At 29.3% G+C, this 22,465-nt stretch carries 13 protein-coding genes; 3 read left to right on the top strand and 10 right to left on the bottom strand.

The features are described from left to right. Positions 1–11 precede the first annotated feature (11 nt). The 6 genes from I1A51_RS09525 to I1A51_RS09500 form a co-directional block, all read right to left on the bottom strand. A complete protein-coding gene (locus I1A51_RS09525) occupies positions 12–2,456 on the bottom strand; it encodes a T9SS type A sorting domain-containing protein (protein ID WP_196893328.1) in 2,445 nt (814 codons plus the stop codon). A gap of 2 nt (positions 2,457–2,458) precedes the next feature. After that, positions 2,459–3,463, bottom strand: coding sequence for a hypothetical protein (locus I1A51_RS09520; RefSeq protein WP_196893326.1), 1,005 nt, complete (start codon positions 3,461–3,463; stop codon positions 2,459–2,461). Positions 3,464–3,599: 136 nt separating this feature from the next. Then, entirely contained in the window at positions 3,600–4,721 is a 1,122-nt protein-coding gene (locus I1A51_RS09515) for an NAD(P)/FAD-dependent oxidoreductase (RefSeq protein WP_196893324.1), read from the bottom strand. A 60-nt stretch (positions 4,722–4,781) separates the two neighbouring features. Further along, positions 4,782–7,181 (bottom strand): LodA/GoxA family CTQ-dependent oxidase, encoded by a 2,400-nt coding sequence (locus I1A51_RS09510; protein ID WP_196893323.1) that lies wholly within the window; start codon positions 7,179–7,181, stop codon positions 4,782–4,784. Positions 7,182–7,201: 20 nt separating this feature from the next. Then, a complete protein-coding gene (locus tag I1A51_RS09505; RefSeq protein WP_196893321.1) occupies positions 7,202–8,653 on the bottom strand; it encodes a hypothetical protein in 1,452 nt (483 codons plus the stop codon). Between the two features lie 263 nt (positions 8,654–8,916). After that, positions 8,917–10,362, bottom strand: coding sequence for a hypothetical protein (locus I1A51_RS09500; RefSeq protein WP_196893319.1), 1,446 nt, complete (start codon positions 10,360–10,362; stop codon positions 8,917–8,919). 659 nt (positions 10,363–11,021) lie between these two features. Between I1A51_RS09500 and I1A51_RS09495 the strand changes: the two genes are divergently transcribed. Next, on the top strand, positions 11,022–12,410 hold the full coding sequence (locus tag I1A51_RS09495; protein WP_196893318.1) for an RtcB family protein: 1,389 nt from the start codon (positions 11,022–11,024) through the stop codon (positions 12,408–12,410). Positions 12,411–12,626: 216 nt separating this feature from the next. Next, positions 12,627–14,042 (top strand): L-serine ammonia-lyase, encoded by a 1,416-nt coding sequence (locus I1A51_RS09490; protein ID WP_196893316.1) that lies wholly within the window; start codon positions 12,627–12,629, stop codon positions 14,040–14,042. Positions 14,043–14,126: 84 nt separating this feature from the next. On the opposite strand, the gene I1A51_RS09485 is transcribed toward I1A51_RS09490, so the two are convergent. The 4 genes from I1A51_RS09485 to gyrA form a co-directional block, all read right to left on the bottom strand. Beyond that, the gene (locus tag I1A51_RS09485; protein WP_196893314.1) at positions 14,127–14,516 is read right to left on the bottom strand and encodes a hypothetical protein; all 390 of its coding nucleotides are present in this window, start codon (positions 14,514–14,516) and stop codon (positions 14,127–14,129) included. 149 nt (positions 14,517–14,665) lie between these two features. Continuing rightward, positions 14,666–15,535: a GNAT family N-acetyltransferase gene (locus I1A51_RS09480; protein WP_196893312.1), complete on the bottom strand. Its 870-nt coding sequence runs from the start codon at positions 15,533–15,535 to the stop codon at positions 14,666–14,668. 118 nt (positions 15,536–15,653) lie between these two features. Next, positions 15,654–16,928 carry a tetratricopeptide repeat protein gene (locus I1A51_RS09475; RefSeq protein WP_196893310.1) on the bottom strand — a complete coding sequence of 425 codons (1,275 nt, stop codon included), beginning with the start codon at positions 16,926–16,928 and terminating at the stop codon, positions 15,654–15,656. Positions 16,929–16,946: 18 nt separating this feature from the next. After that, a complete protein-coding gene (gyrA, locus tag I1A51_RS09470) occupies positions 16,947–19,457 on the bottom strand; it encodes a DNA gyrase subunit A (protein ID WP_196893309.1) in 2,511 nt (836 codons plus the stop codon). Positions 19,458–19,851: 394 nt separating this feature from the next. Between gyrA and I1A51_RS09465 the strand changes: the two genes are divergently transcribed. Beyond that, positions 19,852–22,392: an ATP-dependent Clp protease ATP-binding subunit gene (locus I1A51_RS09465; RefSeq protein ID WP_196893307.1), complete on the top strand. Its 2,541-nt coding sequence runs from the start codon at positions 19,852–19,854 to the stop codon at positions 22,390–22,392. Positions 22,393–22,465 lie beyond the last annotated feature (73 nt).

Below are 22,465 nucleotides of genomic sequence, written 5' to 3'. Positions count from 1 at the left end.
GCTTTTAATATTTAATTTTTTTGAAAAGGTATTCGTTTTGTTGTTCCATCTGAAAGTATAACACTAAGATAAAATAATCCTGTTTGATATGTTGAAACATTAATATTTAAAGATTTTCCTTTTACAGTTCTTTTATATTTAACATTACCAAAAACATCTAAAATAGTAATATGATTCATTTCAACTTCAGAGCTTATAGTTATATTATCTCTAGTTGGATTAGGAAATAATGATACTATATTTTCTCTATTATTTAATAATAAATCATTTTGTATTTCATCTAATTTTCCAATTGTTCTTGCATTTAAATTAGAAACATTCCCTTTATACTTATTTTCACAAAAATAATCTAAATATTGCTGATCTACTTGGTTTATTACACTTGTTCTATTTAATGGTATACCAGAAGTAAAAGTTAATCTTGCTGTACTCGAGTTTTTTGGTTTTAATCGAACTCCAGATTTAATAGTAATTCTTTTACTCTTAACAGTGTGTGCGTAATTAAAACCATTACTTAAATACCCAGGGTTTATTTGAATATGATTCCAAGCTCTCTTAGGAACATTTATTAACAGACCATTATCTGTTGTAGGAGAGCTTATTACACGATTTTCTGGAATTGATAAAAGATTTTCATATGAATTTATTATTGATTCTTTTTTAATTAATTCAACTGGATAAGTTAAAATTTGCATTGATTTATTAACTTCACCATAATTATTTTCATTAAATTCATATTCAATAATTATTCTTAATTGAACCTCAATATTTGTTTTTAATTCAGGTGAAAGATTTCCTGTTGGTAGAAAAATTCTTTTATAATATTCTCTAGATTTAGGGATAATAGATCCTAATTTATCAAGTGGAACAATAGGTGTTATGTATTCTCCTTTTGAATTTTCTATATTAATTGTTTGTAAATTACTGTCTCTTTTAACTACATCATCTATAAATTGAGAATGGTTATAACCTGAATATTTATGAATAAGAACTAATCCTCCATAAATCTTTGTTTTAGCAACATTGACATTTGCATCAGGGTTAAAGGTAAATTTTAATGAATTAGAATCTATTCCATAATATCTTGTACTTGTAATCTTAATTTCATCTCTACTAACTCTATCCTCTTCAGTTTCATATGCAAAATTAACTTTAGGTGTTTCAAGTAAAGTAAACAAACCAAGAGTCTTATTATATAGAGGATAGTTTTGCCATGGACTTAAATTTGAATCTTTACTTCCTGGTGTTACAATATTTATAGAACCATTATTAAATGGGTTTTCATTAGTAACACTTCCTGATAACACCATTTCTGCTTCAATAAAACTTATATTTGGTACACTATGATTAGGAAAAAGTGCAGAACTTAAAAAATTAGTAACTGCTGCTCCAACACCTAATGATGCTTTACTACCTTTTTTATAAAATGGAACATCAGAAAATAATGAATCAAAGACAATAACTGCTCCTTTATTAATTACATTTTTATCAAGAGCTTTACCTCCTCCTTTTAAAGCTGCTTTAAAACCATCTTCTATTAATTCATCTATAGGGCCTCTTTCAGGAGCTTTATAGTGTTGAACTAATGAATCAATATTAGAATAAGTTAACATTCCTCCATTTACTGAAAAATCATCACCATAAACAGCTGTTAAAAAATTTTTTCTATTAAGTAAAGGAGATTCTCCTGATCCATCTAAAGGAACACTTGTCCCAATCAATCTACCTTCTAATAAAACATCTTCTTCTGTCAATTCTTCAAATGACACAAATAATTCTGACTTATTTTCACAAGAACATGGATCATATCCCATTTGAAAATCAGAATCAATAAATCCTTTATTAATTGCTCCTTTAGAAGATTGAGAAATTCTTGTAATTTTAGTTTCCTGATCTAATGGTTGAGAAACTCGACCATAATGATTAAATAATGCTGTACTCTTTAAAGAATTAGCTTCTTTAAAGTATAAATCAGTAGTTATTTTTTCAGGATTACCAATATTATCAAAAGAAGCTAGCACTCTTAATTTACCTGTATATTTATTATATAAAATAACATAAGGTCCATTTCTATTATCTAAAGCATTAGTTATTAAAGTAGTTTCATCATTCATAAAACCATTATGTTTATGAATTAACTCCCATCCATTTTTTGGGTGAAAATCTAAACTATCTAGTTTATCTTCAAATGAAGTTAAAACAGGTATATTATGTAAATTGAAATGTTTTTGATATTCTTCAGAACCAAAATATGGGTTTGGAAGTTTTGTAAAATTATTACTTCCATTTGTATATCCTCCAATTGGATGATAAACATTATATTCTTCAGACATCCAATTAAAATGATTTAACATATCAGGACGTTCTTCATTTATTGGATTTGTAGGATCTGTTGATATTTCTTGACCAAAAGAATTAACAAATACAAATAAAATTAATATAAGTATTTTTTTCATAATTATTTGTTTTTATTCTCTAATATTGTCAATCTTTTCTCTAAATCTTCTAGCCTTTTTTTATCTTTTTCTAATTCTTCAACTTTTAATTGAAGTTGTTTATTCAACTCTTTTTGTTCAGAAATTTTTTCTTCTTGCTGTATTGTATATAAAGTCAATTCTTCTACTTTCTCTACCAACGCCTTATTTAATTCAGCAATTTTAACGCCATTTAATTTAACTTCTTTTGCTGAAGGTATATTTCTTAAATGTCCATTTTGTTTAATGTATTTTTTTACTTCCATTAAAGTTGGCAAATCATAATTTTTTTCAAAAACATAATCTGGAAATTCATCAATATCTACAATTACTTCTTTAGAAATGATTGTACCTTCTACTGATAACCTATAATTCGTAGATGTTGTTTTTTTATTACCAATTTTTACTATTTTACCTTCAATTCTCATCGCTTCCTCACCATTTTTATCTATATTATTTTTTGCAGTAAAAAATGCTAAAGTATTTGCTTGACCGTATATACCTGAAATTGCTTTAATTGAAGCTTGACTATAATTTCCATAATCAGGTGATGATTGAAATTTCATCGCACCAATTACACGATCTTTTGCCCCATTATGCGATTTAATTACAATACTTCCATCTTCCTCACTTCCATTATTTAAGTATAGTAATGAGTTTTGTAAACCATCAGTATAAGTCCCTAAATTTCCTTTTACAATAGACAATTTTGATTTTGGATTACTTGTTCCAATTCCTACATTTCCATTCTGTAAAACTTTTAATCTTAACTTATTTTCAGTAAAAAAACTAAGTCCATAATAACTAGACATATAAGCGTTTAAACTTGAAGAAGTCCCTTCATTATAAAAACCGTACCCATATCTATGAAGTTGGTCATTATCATAATAAAAAGTTAAATCTCCATGAACTAATTCTGGATAAGATTGTGCAGAAACACCTTTAGTAAATCCCATAGCAATAGCCGCAGCTAAAATAATTTTTTTCATAATAAGAATATGTTTAGTAATTTTTTTTCAAAAGTATAAATTTTTATTATAAAAAAACAGAATTAATGAATTTTACACATAATTTTAACATCAATAAATACTAAAACGCTTTATATGAATATATTATTTTTTTAGTTTAAACAAAATTTTTAACTAATAATATATTACTCCAAAACAAAGAATCTTTCCATCGTTGTTCTTTTTGGTAATAGTAGTTCCTAAATTTCAAATATTTCTGAAATTCTTGTTGTATCATCTTATCAAAACCCATTACATCTTGAATTGTATTTTTAGACAATTCTAAAAGCATTTCTGCTGCGAAAATTGCTGTAACTATAGATTTTTCTATTCCTAAAGAGGTTAAAGGATCATAGCTTGAAGCAGCATCACCAATTGCCAACCAATTTTCACCTGATGCTTTTTCTAAACAAAAAGAAGCTGCATAAAATGTTTTTAATTCAAAATTGATTTTCTCATTTTCAGCGAAGAACTTGGAAAAAATAGACATTTCTTTAGCCAATTTTAAAAAATTATTTTTCAGATGTAATTCTTCTTGTTGTATAATTTCTCCTAAAGAATAAAATCCAATAATTGATTTTTCATTTGGTAAATTTGCACCATACCACCAACCTTTTTCACAAGTTTCAATATGTGTAAATTTTGATTCAAAAAGAACTCTTTTTTCAAAAAAAGCACTAATACAAACCAACGGTTTATATATCTTTTTTAAAACTCCTTGTTGTTTTGAAAATATGCTCGAAGCTCCACTTGCATCAATCACAAAATCTGCTAAAATCAATTGTTTTTCAGATTTTTTTGAAATTTTTAATTCAAACTGATTCTTAAAATTTTTCTTCGAAGAAATAAATGTAGAATTTTCTAAAATTTCTATTTCTTCTTTTATAGCTTTTTCATAAAACAATTCATTAAATTTTTTTCTATCAATATGCCAACCAACTGCTCCTGTATGCGAAATTGTATCATTATATCCCATTCTATCACTTCCCCAATATGAACAACTTCCAAAACATTTTTCATGATTTTGTTTCAAGAAATCAGAGTATAAATCTAATCGTAATAAATAAGTTTTCATCACAGGAGAAATACTTTCTCCAATCATAAATTTTGTAGGTTTATTTTTTTCTACAATTAGAATATTTTTAAAGTGAAATTTTTTAAGCATTAAAGCACAAGAAATTCCAGCAGTTCCACCTCCTATAATAACAATTTTTGAATTTTGAGTAATCTTTTGCAACATTGAATTCTGTTTATTTTTGAGAATAAAGAGGTGCAAAAAACATTTACACCTCTTTTTATTTTAAGAATTTAAATTATCATTTGTTTTAATCGAATGAGGGCATTTTGGTGTTGGCATTGGTGGCGAAGTTCTAGTATTTGCTTGTAAAGGAGCATTTTCAACTAGATTACTTTCATCAATTTCAAACTGACTTTCAACCTCAACAAAAATATTTTCTAAATAAGAACCTAATTCTATATTTATCATTCTTAATTCAGCAGGATTCTCTCGATTTAAGTTTTTCTCTTTTTCTATTAATTTCACTTTCATCTCCATTAAATCCTTAATTTTCTTCAAATCTTCCTTCTCTTTTTCAGTCATTTCATGTCCATTTGAAAGAACATTTAAAGAATTATGTAAATTTAAAATAGAATTTCCTTGCATAATTGTTCCTATTCTATGCCAGTTTTTCACAAATTCTTCTCGAATTTGATACCTTCCAACTTCTTGTGATGGAAATAAAACAGGTTCTCCCTTATCATCTATATTAGGCGAATCTGTTCCTTCTCCTCTAACAGAATATCTTTTAAAACTTAACATTCCTTCATCTGCCACAAAATCATTATAGGTATAAACTGCAACAGGTCTTTGTGCTGGCCATGACCAATAAGTTAAAAGACTTTGATCTGGATTTGGATCTGTTTGATGTGTTGCACAAGAATTATAATCTGTGTGCCAAGGAAGTGCCATAAATTTACAAATATCTCCTGGCTCTACGGGATGTGTTCTTTTTGGGTAATAACCTGAAGTTAAAAATGGTTTACTTAAATTAGAATAATCCATTTCTTTCATATTAATTCTAAAAGGACCAACTGTATTTAAAATATCTGAAATAGAACTACCATTTTTTAAATACAAATTAGGATCTCTTACAATAAATGTCATTTCAATTCCTGGACTAAATCTTCCTCCTAAACAATTTGCTAAAATATTTCTATCTAATTTTTCTCCAGATCCAAAAACGGCATCATTTTCATTAATTTTTCCGTTTAACCATTGACTTAAATAAAAATATTGTGTTCTTGAAACTGTTAATAATGGTTGCCCTGTATCTCCTAAAGATAAAGGCATTCTTGTATTATTTGCTTCTTTAAATTGTTCTGTTTCTGGATTTAAATTTGGATTTCTAATATATGCTAACAAATTAAACCCATCTAACTGTGCTTTTGGATTTGGTCCTAATTCTGAAACCATTTTATGTTTGCTAACTGCTGTATCATCAAAATTACAAGCCCATTGTTGCAGATCAACTGCTGTAATTAATGGCAAGATATCTTGACTATAATGTGGTTTATAATTTAAATTAAATCCATTTCCAACATAATAAGGTGAATGATCTGGATTTGGATTAATTGTATTAGGATTAAAAACAGTTGCACTTAAATTGAAATCTTCAATCCAAGTGTTATAAATATCTTCCCATAAACTTACAATATTTGGAATTTGCGGTGCAAAAGACGGATCTGTTGATACAACCCAAGAATTTCCAATTTCTTTTACATAAATAAAAGGATTTTCACAACCTGATGAATCTTCTAATTTTAGTTTTAAAACCGCAGTAACATAACCATCTGCTGTATCATCAAAGAAATTATCATTATCTATATTACTATCTAAAGGAATTGTTGGATCATAATAAGCTGTTTCATTTTCAAAACTACTCGCTTTTCCATAAGCTCCAATTACTAACAAACGTCCCTTATCATCTGTTTTCATTGTTCCCAAAGTTTCTATTCTACTTTCTTCTGGAGCGTCTCCTCCATGCTTTCCATCCGTATAATTTGGAAAAATCTTCGGATAATCTATTTTAGTTACACCATTTTTAAAATCATAAAAAGAATTAGTTGTTATTGCATCGAATTCTACTTCTTCACCATTAGAAATTGTATGTGGTCCTGCATCGATTACTAATTTTTTTAATCTTTCTATATCATTAACTGATTCATCTTCTTTACCAGTGAAATCAAGATTTCTTAATGGTGGAGTTTGTCCATTTTCATAAGCAAGAATTCCTTTTTCTTCTGGAATAATGTATGAATTAGCTTTTTTATTTGCCAAATGAACTGTCCAATAAATGTCAGCTAACATTACTTTTTTTCCATTATAAGTAAACGTAGAACCAATCGTTATTTCTTCTCCTTCTCCAGAAGGATAACTTCCCACAGAACTACTATCATAAGCGAAAATCTTAAATCGAGCTGCTTGCTTTTTTAATCTCCCTTCAGCATCTCTAATATCACTTGGATCAATAATTTTATCATCTGTATTTGGCTTCATTGGAAGACCTCCTAAAATATGTGGATTCTTCTCGTCTGGAAGTCCTGCCATTGATTCTGGCCCTAAATAATAGTCACTACTTGTTCCAACTCTTGCAATTCCTATTGCAGGATGGATTCTAAATAAATCTTTATTTTCTGACATGTTTTTAGCTTAATTAGTTATTAGTTTCCTCTTTTCACCAATACAGGTTGTAGTTTTGGATTCGTAAGTGAATCAATATAATTTTGAAGTAAAATATGACTTGTTAAAACATTCTTTCCTTTTAATGTTCTATCATTATAATTTAATTCAACAGTATTATGACATCCAAAACAATTATTTCCAACATTATTTACATCTTGTGTGAATGTCTCAATTGTTGCATTTGCCAATTCTGTTGAACCAGTCATTAAATTATAATTTGTTGTTGGGCTCCAATTTGGTTCCAATTCTCCATTGTCTTCATTAAACCAAACAGCTCCAACTTCAAAATAATTTTTCCAAATAGAATTTTCAGATAATTTTCTGTAAACTCTATGATTTAAAGTATCAATATTTATTTGATTACTTTCCTTTCCCCCACCAAATTCTAATCTTCTAAAAACTTGCGATTTATAAGGTGTTTTATCTACATAAACTTTATTTGTATTTTTATCTACAGTAAAATTAGTTCCTGCATTAGAAATATTACAAAATCCAGCAATTGTTCCATTTTTATAAAAAGTAAAATCTGTATCACCATCATAAACAACTTGTTCATAAGCATCTTTAAAATCTGCTGGATTAAAATTTGGAGCATTCGTATTGTGTTCAAAAGTTGCCCAAATAAATTCTGGATGATCTTTTACAACCACTGCAATATGGAATCCAACCATCGCAACATCTGATGTAAATGTCATATCTTCAAATCTTCCTCCTTTATAAACCTCATCAGAAGTTGTCAACTTATCATTATGTACAACAGGTTTGTAAACTTTAGCATCTTTTACAACATAAGCTGTTTTATATAATGGATCATCTTTATCTTCTAAAATTTTCCATGAAGCTTTTAATGAAATTGATCCATCAGGAAAATTCAATGTATTCTTTACATTTTCTAATCCGCTAACAGTATATAATTTATTTTCAAGAACAAAATCTCTATAAATAGTATCAATCATCATTGTTGTATAAACTGGATTGCTATTTTGATCTACTAAAACTGAATTATTTCCATAAAAATCTGCTTGACGAATTCCTCCTAAAATATGTTGTCTCGGATTTTCTTCATTAGGATTTATTGCATTATTGTTATAAAACTCTTCAAAAATTAAAGTTCCATTATCCAGTTCTGTTGTCAACCATAAAAAAGTCTGCCATGAAATTTCATGAAAAGCAGCATTCGACGCTTCCCCTTGATCTAAGGTATAACCTTCGGGAAATGTCGAAAAATCTGGTTTGGAAACAGAGCCATCGGAATTGATAAAATTTGCATTTGGTAAAGGAACATCTGAAGTGTTTGTTCCTGAAACATTTTTAACGTAGTCTTCTTTGTTATTTTCAGCTTTGATATAATTTTTCTTTAAAAGTGAAGTAAGTAAAATTATTGCCAAAACTCCTACAAAAATAAACAAATAACTTTTTTTTCGTTTCATTTTGTTGCTTTTAAGGTTTGTATATAGTTTAAGTTATTTTAATATTTTTTAACATCAAAAAAAATACACAACTATTTAATTTACAAACATTTAAATGCAAATATCAAATATTTAACAAAGTGCTATTATTTCTGTATCTACAGAGAAAAAATCATGAGAAAAAAAAATTTGAAAAGAAAAAACAAAAAATGAAGTAAACTAAATTCTTTGATCTCTTTTCAAATTTCTTAAGTTTTAAATTATAACCTTAAGTATCTATATTTTTATCTATGAACCAAAACTGGTTGTTCTTCTGGCTCCACAAATGAATCTAAATAATTTTGAAGTAAAATATGACTTGTTAAAATATTTTTTCCTTTCAATGTTTTATTCTTATAAGTATATTCTTTTGTAAAATGGCAACCAAAACAATTATCTGCAATACTTGTTTCTTCTTGCGTAAAAGTTTCAATTGTCGAATTACACAAAGCTGTCGAACCGTTCATTAAGCTAAAATTTACTTCTGGTGTCCAACCCGGAAATATTTTTTGTGTTTTATTTTTAAACCAAACTCCTCCTACTTCAAAATAATTTCTCCAAATAGAATTCTCTGGCAATTTTTTATAAACCATTCGATTTAAAGAATCAATATTTTGACGATTTATTTCACTTCCTCCTCCAAATTGCAATCTTCGATAAACTTGCGTTGTATATGGTTTATTATCCACATAAATCTTATTTGTTTCTTCATCCACTGAAAACTTTAAACCTTCATCTGAAACATTACTATCTTTTGCTTTTGTTCCATTTTTATAAAAAGTATAATTCTTATCTCCATCATAAACAACTTGATCATATGGATTTTTAATTCCTTCTTTAAGTAACTCTTGGGGATTGAAATTTGGTGCATTGTTTTTATGTTCAAACGTTGCCCAAACAAATTCATAATGATCTTTTGGAACTACAGCAATATGAAACCCTACTAAAGCAACATCCGCTTTATATGTTGTCTTTAAATATTTTCCATTTTCATAAACCAATTCAGATGTTGTCAATTTCCCATTATGATATATGGGCTTATATACATTTGCATTTTTTACAACATAAGCTGTTTTATACAACGGATCATTTTTATCTTCCAGAATTTTCCATGAAGCTTTCATCGACATAGAACCTACAGGAAAATTTAATGTATCAGCTGCCGCTTCCATTCCTTCAACTGTATAAAGTTTATGTTTATGAACAAAATCTCTATAAGTTGGATTAATCATTAGAGTTGTATAAACAGGATTACTATTTTCATCTACTAAAACACGATAATCTACTTGCATTATTCCTCCTAAAGTATGTTTTTTCGGATTTGGTTCATCTGGATGAATTGCATCTGAATTATACATTTCTTCAAAAAGAAGCTTTCCATTTTCTGTTTCTGACATCAACCATAAAAATGTTTGATACGATAATTCATGAAAAGCAGCAACAGAAACTCCTCCGTTTAATAAAGTATAACCTTCTGGAAAGGTTGAAAAATTTGGTTTGGAAACGGAACCATCAGCATTGATAAAATCTGCATTTGGAACTGGGCCGTTTTGGAAGTTAACTTTTGAATCTAAACTTGTGTATTCTTCGGTATTACTTTTAGGTTTTAAAATATCTTTTTTTAATAAAGACGTAAATAAAACAATCACTAAAACTCCTAAAATAAACAAATAACCTCTCTGATTCTTCATAATCTAACTATTTAAGGTTGAAAAAGTTAAATCAAATTTATCTCAATATTAAATAACATCAAAAAACATTATAACTTTTTAACAATCAACATAGTAATTTCGACTTCGCTCAGTTACCAATATATTATCAAGTTCTAAAATTATTGTTCTATAAACTAAAAAATTAAACTCCACGATGACTAAGCGTAGTCGAAATCAAAATCACTTTTTCAATTTTCTAAAACTAAAACCTATGGTGACTAAGCGTAGCCGAAGTCAAATTTTTTTTATCAAATTTCTAAAACCTTTGGTGACTGAGCGTAGCCGAAGTCAAAATCAGAGTCATATTTTCATCTTATTCCATCAAAAAAAACATTTTTCTTAAATAAAATTTTACTACGCAAAAAGATTGCGCACTTCTTTTTCATCTTTGCAGAGTAATTATAAGAAATACACATTCATTCTTTAATTACAATCGCTAAAGTGGGAGAATTTGCTATTTTCCAAAAAGAAAAAGTCATGTGTACTATCGTTAAGGCTGAAAATGATAGTACACTAATTAAAAAAATTATAGAATCATGAAAAAAAATCAATTTAATTTAGGGGAAAAGGCTATGGAATTATATAAATTGAAGAAAACTAGAATTACATTTGAAAGTGATTCTTAATTTAATCAGAAAATGAGCATTACAGGAAAAGAATTAATAAAAATTGGATATAAAGAAGGGAAAGAAATCGGTTTAGCACTAAAAATTGCCGAAACTTATCCTGAAAAAAAACAAAAACAAGCAAAAAGAGATTTAAAAAAAGTTTTAAAAGCTCCTTATAATTATATAAGAAAAGAACCTTTTGCAGATTTAGCAAAAGAGTTAATAACACCTTCAGAAAAAGAATCAATTATTTCTTTATTAAAGGAAGAAATTCCTTATAAAACTTTTGGGAAAAATCAAATTGAATCAGGTGCAATTGAGCAAATGGAAACAGCAATGAAACTTCCAGTTGCAAAAGCTGGAGCTTTAATGCCAGATGCGCATCAAGGATATGGATTACCAATTGGAGGAGTTCTAGCTACAGAAAATGCAATTATTCCTTATGCCGTTGGTGTGGATATTGGTTGTCGAATGTGTATGAGTATTTTCGATTTACCTGTTTCTATGTTGAAAGAAAATAAAAGAATGTTTAAAGAATTATTGAATGAAAACACACGTTTTGGAAGAGATTCTTTTGAACAACCAATGGATCATGAAATTTTAGAACATTCTACTTTTAAAGATATTGCAATCGTAAAAAGCTTAAAAGAACGAGCTGCAAAACAAATCGGAAGTTCTGGCGGAGGAAATCATTTTGTCGAATTCGGAATTGTAGAAATCACTGATGAAGAAAATGAATTCAATTTACCACTTGGAAAATATCTTGGTTTACTTTCACATTCTGGTTCACGTGGGATGGGAGCAAATATTGCAAAGCATTATACGGAATTAGCAATGAAAAATTGCAAACTACCGAAAGAAGCAAAACATTTGGCTTGGCTAGATATGAATAAGCAAGAAGGACAAGAATATTGGTTAGCTATGAATTTAGCTGGTGATTATGCTTCTGCTTGTCACCACCAAATCCATGAACGAATGGAAAAAAGTTTACAAGCAACTACGCTGGCAATGGTTGAAAATCATCATAATTTTGCTTGGAAAGAAGTAGATCAATTTGGTAATGAAAGAATTGTTCATCGTAAAGGAGCAACTCCAGCAGGAGAAGGTGTTTTAGGAATAATTCCAGGTTCAATGACAGATCCAGGGTTTATTGTACGAGGAAAAGGAAGTTTTCTCTCTTTGAATTCTGCATCACATGGGGCTGGAAGAAAAATGTCACGTAGAAAAGCAGAAAGTATGTTACATAAAAAAGATGTTCGATGTTTCTTAAAACATCATGGTGTAGAAGTAATTGGTTCTGGTTTGGATGAAGCTCCAATGGCTTATAAAGACATTAATGAAGTAATGAGTTACCAGAGCGATTTAGTAGATGTCATTGGAAAATTTCATCCGAAAATTGTACGAATGTCAAAAGAATAAATAATCTATTTTTTTAAATTTAATGAAAGAGCAAGAATTTATTTTCTTGCTTTTTTTATTTACGTTTTTTTCAAAATTTCGGAAAATTTAAAATCTAAATTCATAAATCTAAACGTTATTTCACAAAACTTTTCTAAAAATAGATTTCAGTATAAAAATCTGGATTATTTTTTCAGATTAATGTTGTAATTTCGCAGATACAAATTTTTATTTTGAATGAATAGTATTAGTGTTTTCGATATGCTAAAGATCGGAGTTGGACCTTCCAGCTCACATACTTTGGGACCTTGGAGAGCTTCTGAACGATGGATTAAAGAATTGAAAGAAGCAAATATCTTTGATAAAGTTCAGAGTATTAAAGTAGATTTATATGGTTCTCTTTCTCTTACAGGAAAAGGACACGCAACAGATATTGCAGTAATTTTAGGACTTTTTGGTGCAGATCCAGAATATTTTGACACCACAAAAATTGAAAGTACTATCCATGAAATTAATGAAACTAAAACATTAAATTTTAATGGTGAATTACAAATTAATTTTACTCCTGAAAAAGATATTACTTTTCATAAATCATTTTTACCATTTCATTCAAATGGTTTGACTTATACAGCAATTCTTGAAAATAAAGAAGAAATTAAAAGTACTTTTTATTCTATTGGTGGTGGATTTATTTGTAAAGAAACAGATTCTGATTCAGATATTGAAGAAACAAAAAAGCTTCCTTTTCCAATTAACTCTTCCAAAGATTTATTAGAACATTGTGAGAAAAAAAATAAAAAAGTTTTTGAAATTGTATTAGAAAACGAAAAAACTTGGCGTTATGAAAATGAAATCAATCATCAATTAGATCGAGTTTGGAACACAATGTTAGAATGTGCTTATCTTGGATGTCATACAGAAGGACATTTACCTGGGGGATTAAATGTTAGAAGACGTGCATTTGATTTACATAAATCTTTAATTAAAGAAAACGAATATAGTTTACATACTTGGGTTGAAACAGTTCGAAAATTAGATGTAAAATTTCATAAAATTTTCAAATGGATCAGTTGTTTTGCTTTAAGTGTCAATGAAGTAAATGCTTCTTTAGGAAGAGTTGTCACGGCACCAACAAATGGAAGTGCTGGAGTAATTCCTGCTGTTTTAATGTATTACCAATGTTTTGTAAATAAATTTGCTACGCGAAATGAAATCAGAAGATTTTTATTAGTAGCAGGTGAAATAGGATGTATTTTCAAGAAAAATGCAACAATTTCCGCAGCAATGGGAGGTTGTCAAGCTGAAATTGGTGTTTCTTCGGCTATGGCAGCTGGAGCTCTAACAGAGTTATTAGGAGGCACTCCAGAGCAAGTAACAATTGCGGCAGAAATTGCAATGGAACATCATTTAGGTTTAACTTGTGATCCTATTGGAGGTTTAGTACAGATTCCTTGTATTGAAAGGAATTCTATGGGAGCAATCAAAGCAATACATGCAACAGAATTAGCATTAGAAAGTAATGCAAATCATGCAAAAGTTACCTTAGATGAAGTAATTCAAACAATGTGGGAAACTGCGCAGGATATGAATATAAAATATAAAGAAACTTCTACAGGAGGATTGGCTGTTTCAGTTAATACAGTAGATTGTTAAAATAAAAAAACAAAACTAGTAGTAGGTAATATCTCATGGCAAAAGAATTTACAGCTTCAATCTGCTAGTTTTGTTTATATATTTTTATTTTGCTTTTTTCTTACGAACAATTGTTTTCTTCACGTCTTTCCAATATTGCATTATTATAAAAGAGGTAATCACTGCTGATCCCATACCTTCGAAAAATACAGCAAAAACTGCCATTGGAGCAGTAAGATTATTTCCCCAAACAAAAGATGTTTCTAAAACTTTAATAAAAGAAGGTGAAATAAATTGTAAATATATTGCTAAAGAAACAGTTGAAAGAATAACTGCTAAACTTGCTGTTGACAAACTAATCGAAATATTTTGAAAATAATCATACTCTTTATTGATGTGTACATTTTTACGAACAGCACCATTAACTCCCCATAAAACGAAAATAAAATTTACAAGTCGTAGCTCCACAACATCATCTAGACCTAGTAATTTCATCAATAAAAAATAAACTATGATACATAAATATATTTTAAAAGTCTGAACCCATATTATTTTTGAAGCTGTCATAATCGTAAATATTTTTTAGAGTTAACTTTAATTAAATTACTAAAAAATCTGTTTTCTTTTTAGCATTTATATTTTTTTTAACCTAATTCTAAAGTAGTTACACCATAAATTTTATCAATTGGCAAATCTGGAATTCCATTTTTATACATACGAATTGTTCTTGAAACTTCTTTCATATTATATTTTTCCACTAAGCTTTTTGATTCCAAATTTGGTTCAGGAATATCAATAAAAATATCTGTGTAATCATCTGCATAAGAAAAAGCAGCTTTTAGTAATTCTTCAGCATAACCAAGTTTTTCTGAAAAAAGAGGACCAATTTTATAACCATTATTACATTTTCGAATTGTAATAAAACCTTTCACTTTAAAATCTTCTAGAAAAACAAAACTTTTAGAATCTTTCAGAGAAATCCATTCTTTTAAAAAACGTTTTCTTCTTGAAGGAAAAAACTTTGAATCGTAAGAATATAATCTTCCAAATGGAACTTTAGAAGCTTTTTTTACTTTTTTAGAATAATCTGATTTAAAAGTATTATTAATCACATATCGAACATTTGTGTATGCAGAATTAAACCCATTTTCTTGGTAATTTTTCTCACGTTGCACTACTCCATCCAAACCAACAATATCATTTCCAAGGTACTCCAAACCGTGTTTCCAAAGACTTTTTCCTAAACCTTTTTTACGATATTCTTCTTTCACAATAAAACAACCTAAAAACCCAAAGTCATCTTTATATTTTACAGCCGAAAAACATCCAATTAATTCATTTGCATTATGAATTCCAAAAAAACCTTTTTTATCCGTTTTAAAAAAAGCTTTTATATCATGGCTTCCAGGGTTCCAACCTTCTTCCTTTATAAATTCATAAACTTGTTTTAAATCTTTTCTTTTTAATCTTTCAACTTTAAATTGTGTTAATTCCATATGTATGCGATATTTCATAGATTAATATAAGCTTTCTTAAGTTACTAATATTTTTTAAAAATCGGTTTTCATAAAATCATAAAAAAAGGGATTACCAAAATGGTAATCCCTTTTTAAAAAATATTTTAAAACTAAATTATTGCACTTGCATCGTGTCAATTTTAGCTTTTATTTCTTTTTGCTTGTCATACATTTCTAATTGACCATAGATTCCGTAAAGAACTTGTCCTACTTCTGGATTTGGTTTAATTGCAAATGCTTTTTCAAATGCTGGTAAAGCTTTCTTATATAAATCTAATTGTTTTGCTTGTAAAGCATCGTATTTGTCGAAATTATCTAAGTTCTTATTCATTTCGTCAACGATTGCTTTTTCTTCAGATAAGATTGCTACACCAATGTTGTTGTATGCTTCGGCATAATCAGGATCAATTTCAGCTGCTTTTTCAAAATATTTGATAGCTCCTTCAGAATCACCTTGATCTAAAGTTACAACACCAACATTGTAATATAATGTAGAATTTTGAGGATCTAATTCAATAGCTTTCTCTTGTAATTCTTTAAACATTTTTTTATCACCTAAAGCATAATGAACGTTTGCTTCTGTTAAAAGTAAATCGTAATTCTTAGGCTCTTCTTCTCTTTGCTTCTTAATTAAAACTAAAGCTTTATCATAATCTTTTAAAGCGATATAAGCATTAGACATTGTTCTAATAATACCACTTCTTCTAGAAGGTTCTACTGAAACTTCTGGATTTTCAGCAACTCCTAAACGAACTTGCGCATCCATAGCTTTTTTAGAATCAAAATGTAAAACACTTCCGTTTACTTTACTTTTTGCTTTATAAGTAGTTTTAATTCCTGTATATCCAGTATCTAATAATTCTTGATATTTATCAATTGCTCCTTTGTAATCTTTTGCAAAGAATAAACTTAAGGCAGCATTATCTAAATATGCAGTATCTTGTGGTTGTAATCTATAAACTTGATAGAAGTTTGTAGCAGCTTCTGTATAATCTTTAGCATTTTGAGTTTGTCTAGCTTCGTTATATTTAGTTCTAGCTTGATCATCAAACTTTAAAACTAAATCTTTCACTAATTTACTAGCTTCAGAAGTATATTTTTTAGAATTAGTTTCCTTTTCAAAAGCTAATAACTTACTAAAAAACTCTCCAGCTTTTACGTTTTCACCTTTACCTAAGTAAGCTTTACCTTGTAATAAGTAATATTTACCTAAATATTTATCCTCTCCAGTTTGATCAATTAAAGCTTTTGCTTCTTTTAAACTTTCGATAGCTCTGTCAAAACTTTGAGACTTTAATGACTTTTCAGCTAATTTTATTTCTTTCTTTTGTGAAAAAGCTACTGTTCCAATTAAAAGAGCAGCAGATAAAACGATTACCTTTTTTTTCATTTGGGTCTAGTCTATTTATTATTGATTGTTATTTTCTTCACCGTTAAGCTCAATATTTGTGCCAACTTCATTTTCCTTTTCTTCTTCGTCTTCTTCGTGCATTACTTTTGCAACAGCTGCAATAGAATCTTTTTGCTTGATATTAATCAATTTAACTCCTTGTGTTGCTCTTCCCATCACACGTAAGTCTGCAATTGCCATACGAATTGTGATTCCTGATTTATTAATAATCATTAAATCATCTTCGTCTGTTACATTTTTAATTGCAACTAACTTACCTGTTTTCTCAGTAATATTGATAGTTTTTACACCTTTACCTCCACGATTTGTAATACGATAATCTTCTAATTTAGATCGTTTTCCATATCCTTTTTCAGAAACAACCAAAATATCATGACTCATATCATCAACAGCAACCATTCCAATTACCTCATCAGAATCATCAGATAATGTAATTCCACGAACTCCAGAAGCATTTCTTCCCATTGGACGCGTTTTATCTTCTTCAAAACGGATACATTTTCCAGAACGTAATGCTAACATTACTTCGCTATCTCCTGTAGTTAATTTTGCTTCTAATAACTCATCTCCTTCACGAATTGTAATTGCATTAATTCCATTCGTTCTTGGTCTAGAATATTGTTCTAAAGGCGTCTTTTTCACAACTCCTTTTTTCGTAGCCATAATTACGTAATGACTATTGATATAATCAACATCTTTTAAATCTTGAGTAACCAAGAAAGCTTTCACTTTATCATCTGGTTCAATGTTGATTAAGTTTTGTATTGCTCTTCCTTTTGAAGTTTTATTTCCTTCAGGAATTTCGAATACACGCATCCAGAACACACGTCCTTTTTGCGTAAAGAATAACATATATTGGTGGTTTGTTCCAACAAATAAATGTTCTAAGAAATCTTGATCTCGTGTAGCAACACCTTTTTGTCCTCTTCCACCTCTATTTTGTACTTTATATTCATCAAGATTTGTACGTTTCACATATCCTGCATGAGAAATAGTTACAACAACTTTTGTATCTGGAATCATATCTTCGATACTCATATCTCCTCCAGAATACTCAATCAATGAACGTCTTTCGTCTCCGTATTTTTCTTTAACAGCTAAAGTTTCCTCTTTGATAATTGACATTCTTCTTGCTTCATCATTTAAGATATCTTTTAAATCGGCAATTCTTTCAGTCACTTCATCATATTCTGCCCTTAATTTATCCTGCTCTAGACCAGTTAATTGTCTTAATCGCATCTCTACGATTGCTTTCGCCTGAGTTTCCGATAACTCAAAACGAGAAATTAAACTTTGTCTAGCTTCTTCAGCATTTTTAGAACCTCTGATTAACTTAATTACTTCATCAATATTATCACTGGCAACAATTAACCCTTCTAAGATATGTGCTCGTGCTTCTGCCTTTTTAAGTTCATATTGTGTTCTTCTAACAACAACTTCATGACGATGTTCCACAAAATATTTAATCATATCTTTCAGATTCAATAATTGTGGTCTACCTTTTACAAGTGCAATATTGTTTACACTAAAAGAAGTTTGTAAAGCTGTATATTTAAATAATTTATTTAAAACTACATTAGCAACTGCATCACGTTTTAAGACATAAACAATTCGCATTCCATTTCTATCAGATTCATCACGAATACTAGAGATTCCGTCTAATTTTTTATCATTAACTAAATCTGCAGTTTTCTTGATCATTTCTGCTTTATTCACTTGGAAAGGAATTTCTGTAACGATGATACATTCTCTACCATTCACTTCTTCAAAAGAAGTTTTGGCACGCATCACAATTCGTCCACGTCCAGTTTGAAAAGCTTGTTTTACACCTTCGTAACCGTAAATTACTCCACCTGTTGGAAAATCAGGAGCTTTTACATATTGCATTAATTCTTCAACCTCAATTGCATTGTTGTCAATGTAAGCAACAATTCCATCTGAAACTTCTGAAAGGTTATGAGGAGCCATATTAGTAGCCATACCTACAGCAATTCCTGAAGCACCATTTACTAATAAGTTTGGAATTCTTGTTGGTAAAACCGTTGGTTCTTCTAAACTGTCATCAAAGTTTAGTTTATGGTCAACAGTTTCTTTATCGATATCAGAAAGCATTTCTTCAGAAAACTTCTGCATACGAACCTCTGTATAACGCATCGCAGCAGGACTGTCACCATCTACAGAACCGAAGTTACCCTGACCATCGACCATCATATATCGAACGCTCCAATCTTGAGCCATACGTACCATCGCATCATAAACGGAAGTATCTCCATGTGGGTGATATTTACCCAGAACTTCTCCTACAACTCTGGCAGATTTTTTATAAGCTCCTGTAGATTTTATACCTAATTCATGCATCCCGTACAGTACTCTTCTGTGTACTGGCTTTAATCCATCTCTAACATCAGGTAACGCCCTCGAAACAATAACCGACATTGAATAATCAATGTAAGCCGATTTCATTTCGTCTTCTATATTGATAGGAATCAGTTTTTCTCCGTCTGACATATTATATTTTATTTAATTTTTATGAGTCTTTTTTTGAATAGAGCAAGATACGTTATTTATGTGTTTTAACACCAATTTTAACACATCTTTTTTTGGCGAGTTATTAACATTTTTTCTATTTTTAAAGTAGCTGATTAACTTTCTCTAAAAGAAGTCAAATTGTCAGCTATTAATTTGGAATAAAATTTGAGCTTAATCACCCCATCACACCTTATTTTATCAATAAAAATGACGACATTTAGCTTTCTCAAAATAAAGAGAATGCAATATTTTACTCACATAATATTAATTTGAAAAAAATCAATTAAATTCAATTGTTCTTTCAAATAAAATAAGTAAATGTGATGTTATTAATAAATAAATTCTAGTAACTTTACCATATAAAAAAAAATTTATGGACGATAATTTTTCACCAAAAGTAAAAGATGTTATTGCTTACAGCAAAGAAGAAGCATTGCGTCTTGGACATGATTTTGTAGGTACAGAACATCTACTGTTAGGTATATTGAGAAAAGGGGAAGGTAAAGCTATCGAAATTTTAAACGCATTAGATATAAATTTAGATCATTTGAGAAAAAAAGTGGAAGAACTTACTCCTAGAAACTTTTCAAATGTGAATTCAGAGAAAAACAGTATTCATTTAACAAGACAATCTGAAAAAGCTCTGAAAACTACTTTTCTTGAAGCAAAAGTGCACCAAAGTCCTTCGGTAAACACAGGACATTTATTATTGTGTATTCTGCGAAATGAAAATGATCCAACAACAAAACTTCTTCACAAATTTGAAATCAATTATGAAGAAGCAAAAATCATTTTTAAAGAACTTGTAGAAGAAGAACAAGATATTACGGATTCACCTGTTTCTGAAACTCCTAATGACGATGATTTTGATGAATTAAAATCAAGTCCTTTTAATCAACCAAAAAGTAATAAACCTGTGCGAAAGACAAAAACTCCAGTCTTAGATAATTTTGGTCGTGATTTGACTTTACTTGCTGAAGAAGGAAAATTAGATCAAGTTGTTGGTAGACAAAATGAAATAGAACGTGTTTCTCAAATTTTAAGTAGAAGAAAAAAGAATAATCCAATGTTAATTGGTGAACCTGGTGTTGGTAAATCTGCCATCGCTGAAGGTTTAGCTTTACGCATCGTTCAAAGAAAAGTTTCAAGAATTCTTTTTGATAAAAGAATCGTTTCTCTTGATTTGGCTAGCCTTGTCGCTGGAACTAAATATAGAGGGCAATTCGAGGAAAGAATGAAAGCTTTGATGAATGAATTGGAAAAAAATGATGATATCATCTTATTCATTGATGAAATTCACACAATTGTTGGTGCTGGTGGAGCAACTGGTTCTTTAGATGCTTCAAATATGCTTAAACCTGCGTTAGCTCGTGGAGAAATTCAATGTATTGGTGCTACAACTTTAGACGAATATAGACAAAACATCGAAAAAGATGGTGCTTTGGAACGTCGTTTCCAAAAAGTTCTTGTAGAACCTACTTCTGTAGAAGAAACAATTCAAATTCTTCACAATATTAAAGATAAATATGAAAACCATCATAATGTAAATTATACAGACAAAGCAATAGAAGCTTGTGTTCGTCTGACTAATAGATATATGACAGATAGATATCTTCCAGACAAAGCTATTGATGCTTTAGATGAAGCAGGATCTAGAATTCATATCACAAATATTGTTGTTCCTAAAGATATTCTTGAAATTGAAGCACAATTAGAAGAAATCAAGGAAAAGAAAACAGCAGCAGTTACTGGTCAAAAATATGAAGAAGCTGCAAAATTACGTGATGATGAAAAACGTTTAGAATCTGCACTTCAATTAGCACAAGCTCAATGGGAAGAAGCTTCTAAATTAAATCGAGAAACTGTTACGGAAGACAATGTTGCTGAAGTGGTTTCTATGATGACAGGAGTTCCTGTAAATAGAGTTGCGGAAGCGGAAACAAAACGTTTAAAAGAACTTCCTGAATTAATTAAAGGAAAAGTTATTGGTCAAGACGAAGCCGTAAAGAAAGTTGTAAAAGCTATTCAACGTAATCGTGTTGGTCTTAAAGATCCAAATAAACCAATCGGTTCTTTTATTTTCTTAGGACAAACTGGAGTTGGTAAAACACAATTAGCTAAAATTCTTGCTACAGAATTATTTGACTCAGCAGAAGCTTTAGTTCGTATTGACATGAGTGAATACATGGAGAAATTTGCTGTTTCTCGTTTAATTGGTGCACCTCCAGGATATGTTGGGTATGAAGAAGGTGGACAATTAACGGAAAGAATACGTCGTAAGCCTTATGCTGTTGTTCTTTTAGATGAAATTGAAAAAGCACATCCTGATGTATTTAATATGTTACTTCAAATCTTAGATGATGGACACATTACAGATAGTCTTGGTAGAAAAATCGACTTTAGAAATACGATTATCATCATGACTTCTAATATTGGTTCTCGTCAATTAAAAGATTTCGGTTCTGGAGTTGGATTCGGAACTGCTTCTAAGAAAGAACAAGCAGATCAAAATGCAAAACTGATGATTGAAAATGCATTGAAAAAGTCTTTTGCTCCTGAATTCTTAAATAGAATTGATGATGTAATTGTATTTAATGCGCTTGAATTAGAAGATATCCATAAAATCATTGACATCGAATTAAGCAAATTATATGATCGAATTGAAAGACTTGGTTATAAACTTGTACTTAAAGAAGAAGCGAAAAACTTTATTGCAGAAAAAGGTTTTGATAAACAATATGGTGCTCGACCTTTAAAACGTGCAATTCAAAAATATATTGAAGATGCTTTAGCAGAAGAAATTGTTTCTTCTAAACTTACAGAAGGTGATGAAATTTTAATGGATTTTGATAAGAAAAATAGTAAAATCAAGATTACCATTGAAAAGCCTAAAAAAGAAGCAAAATCAGAATAAAATAGAAAGCCCTCAAAATTTTGAGGGTTTTTTTGTATCTTATATTTAACAAAATTCCCCAAATATTCCTATT

The sequence above is a fragment of the Aureivirga marina genome (assembly GCF_015767265.1).
GTDB classification, from domain to species: Bacteria; Bacteroidota; Bacteroidia; order Flavobacteriales; family Flavobacteriaceae; genus Aureivirga; species Aureivirga marina.
Note: the sequence above shows the minus strand (reverse complement) of the source record. Positions and strands in the feature narration are given on the sequence as shown.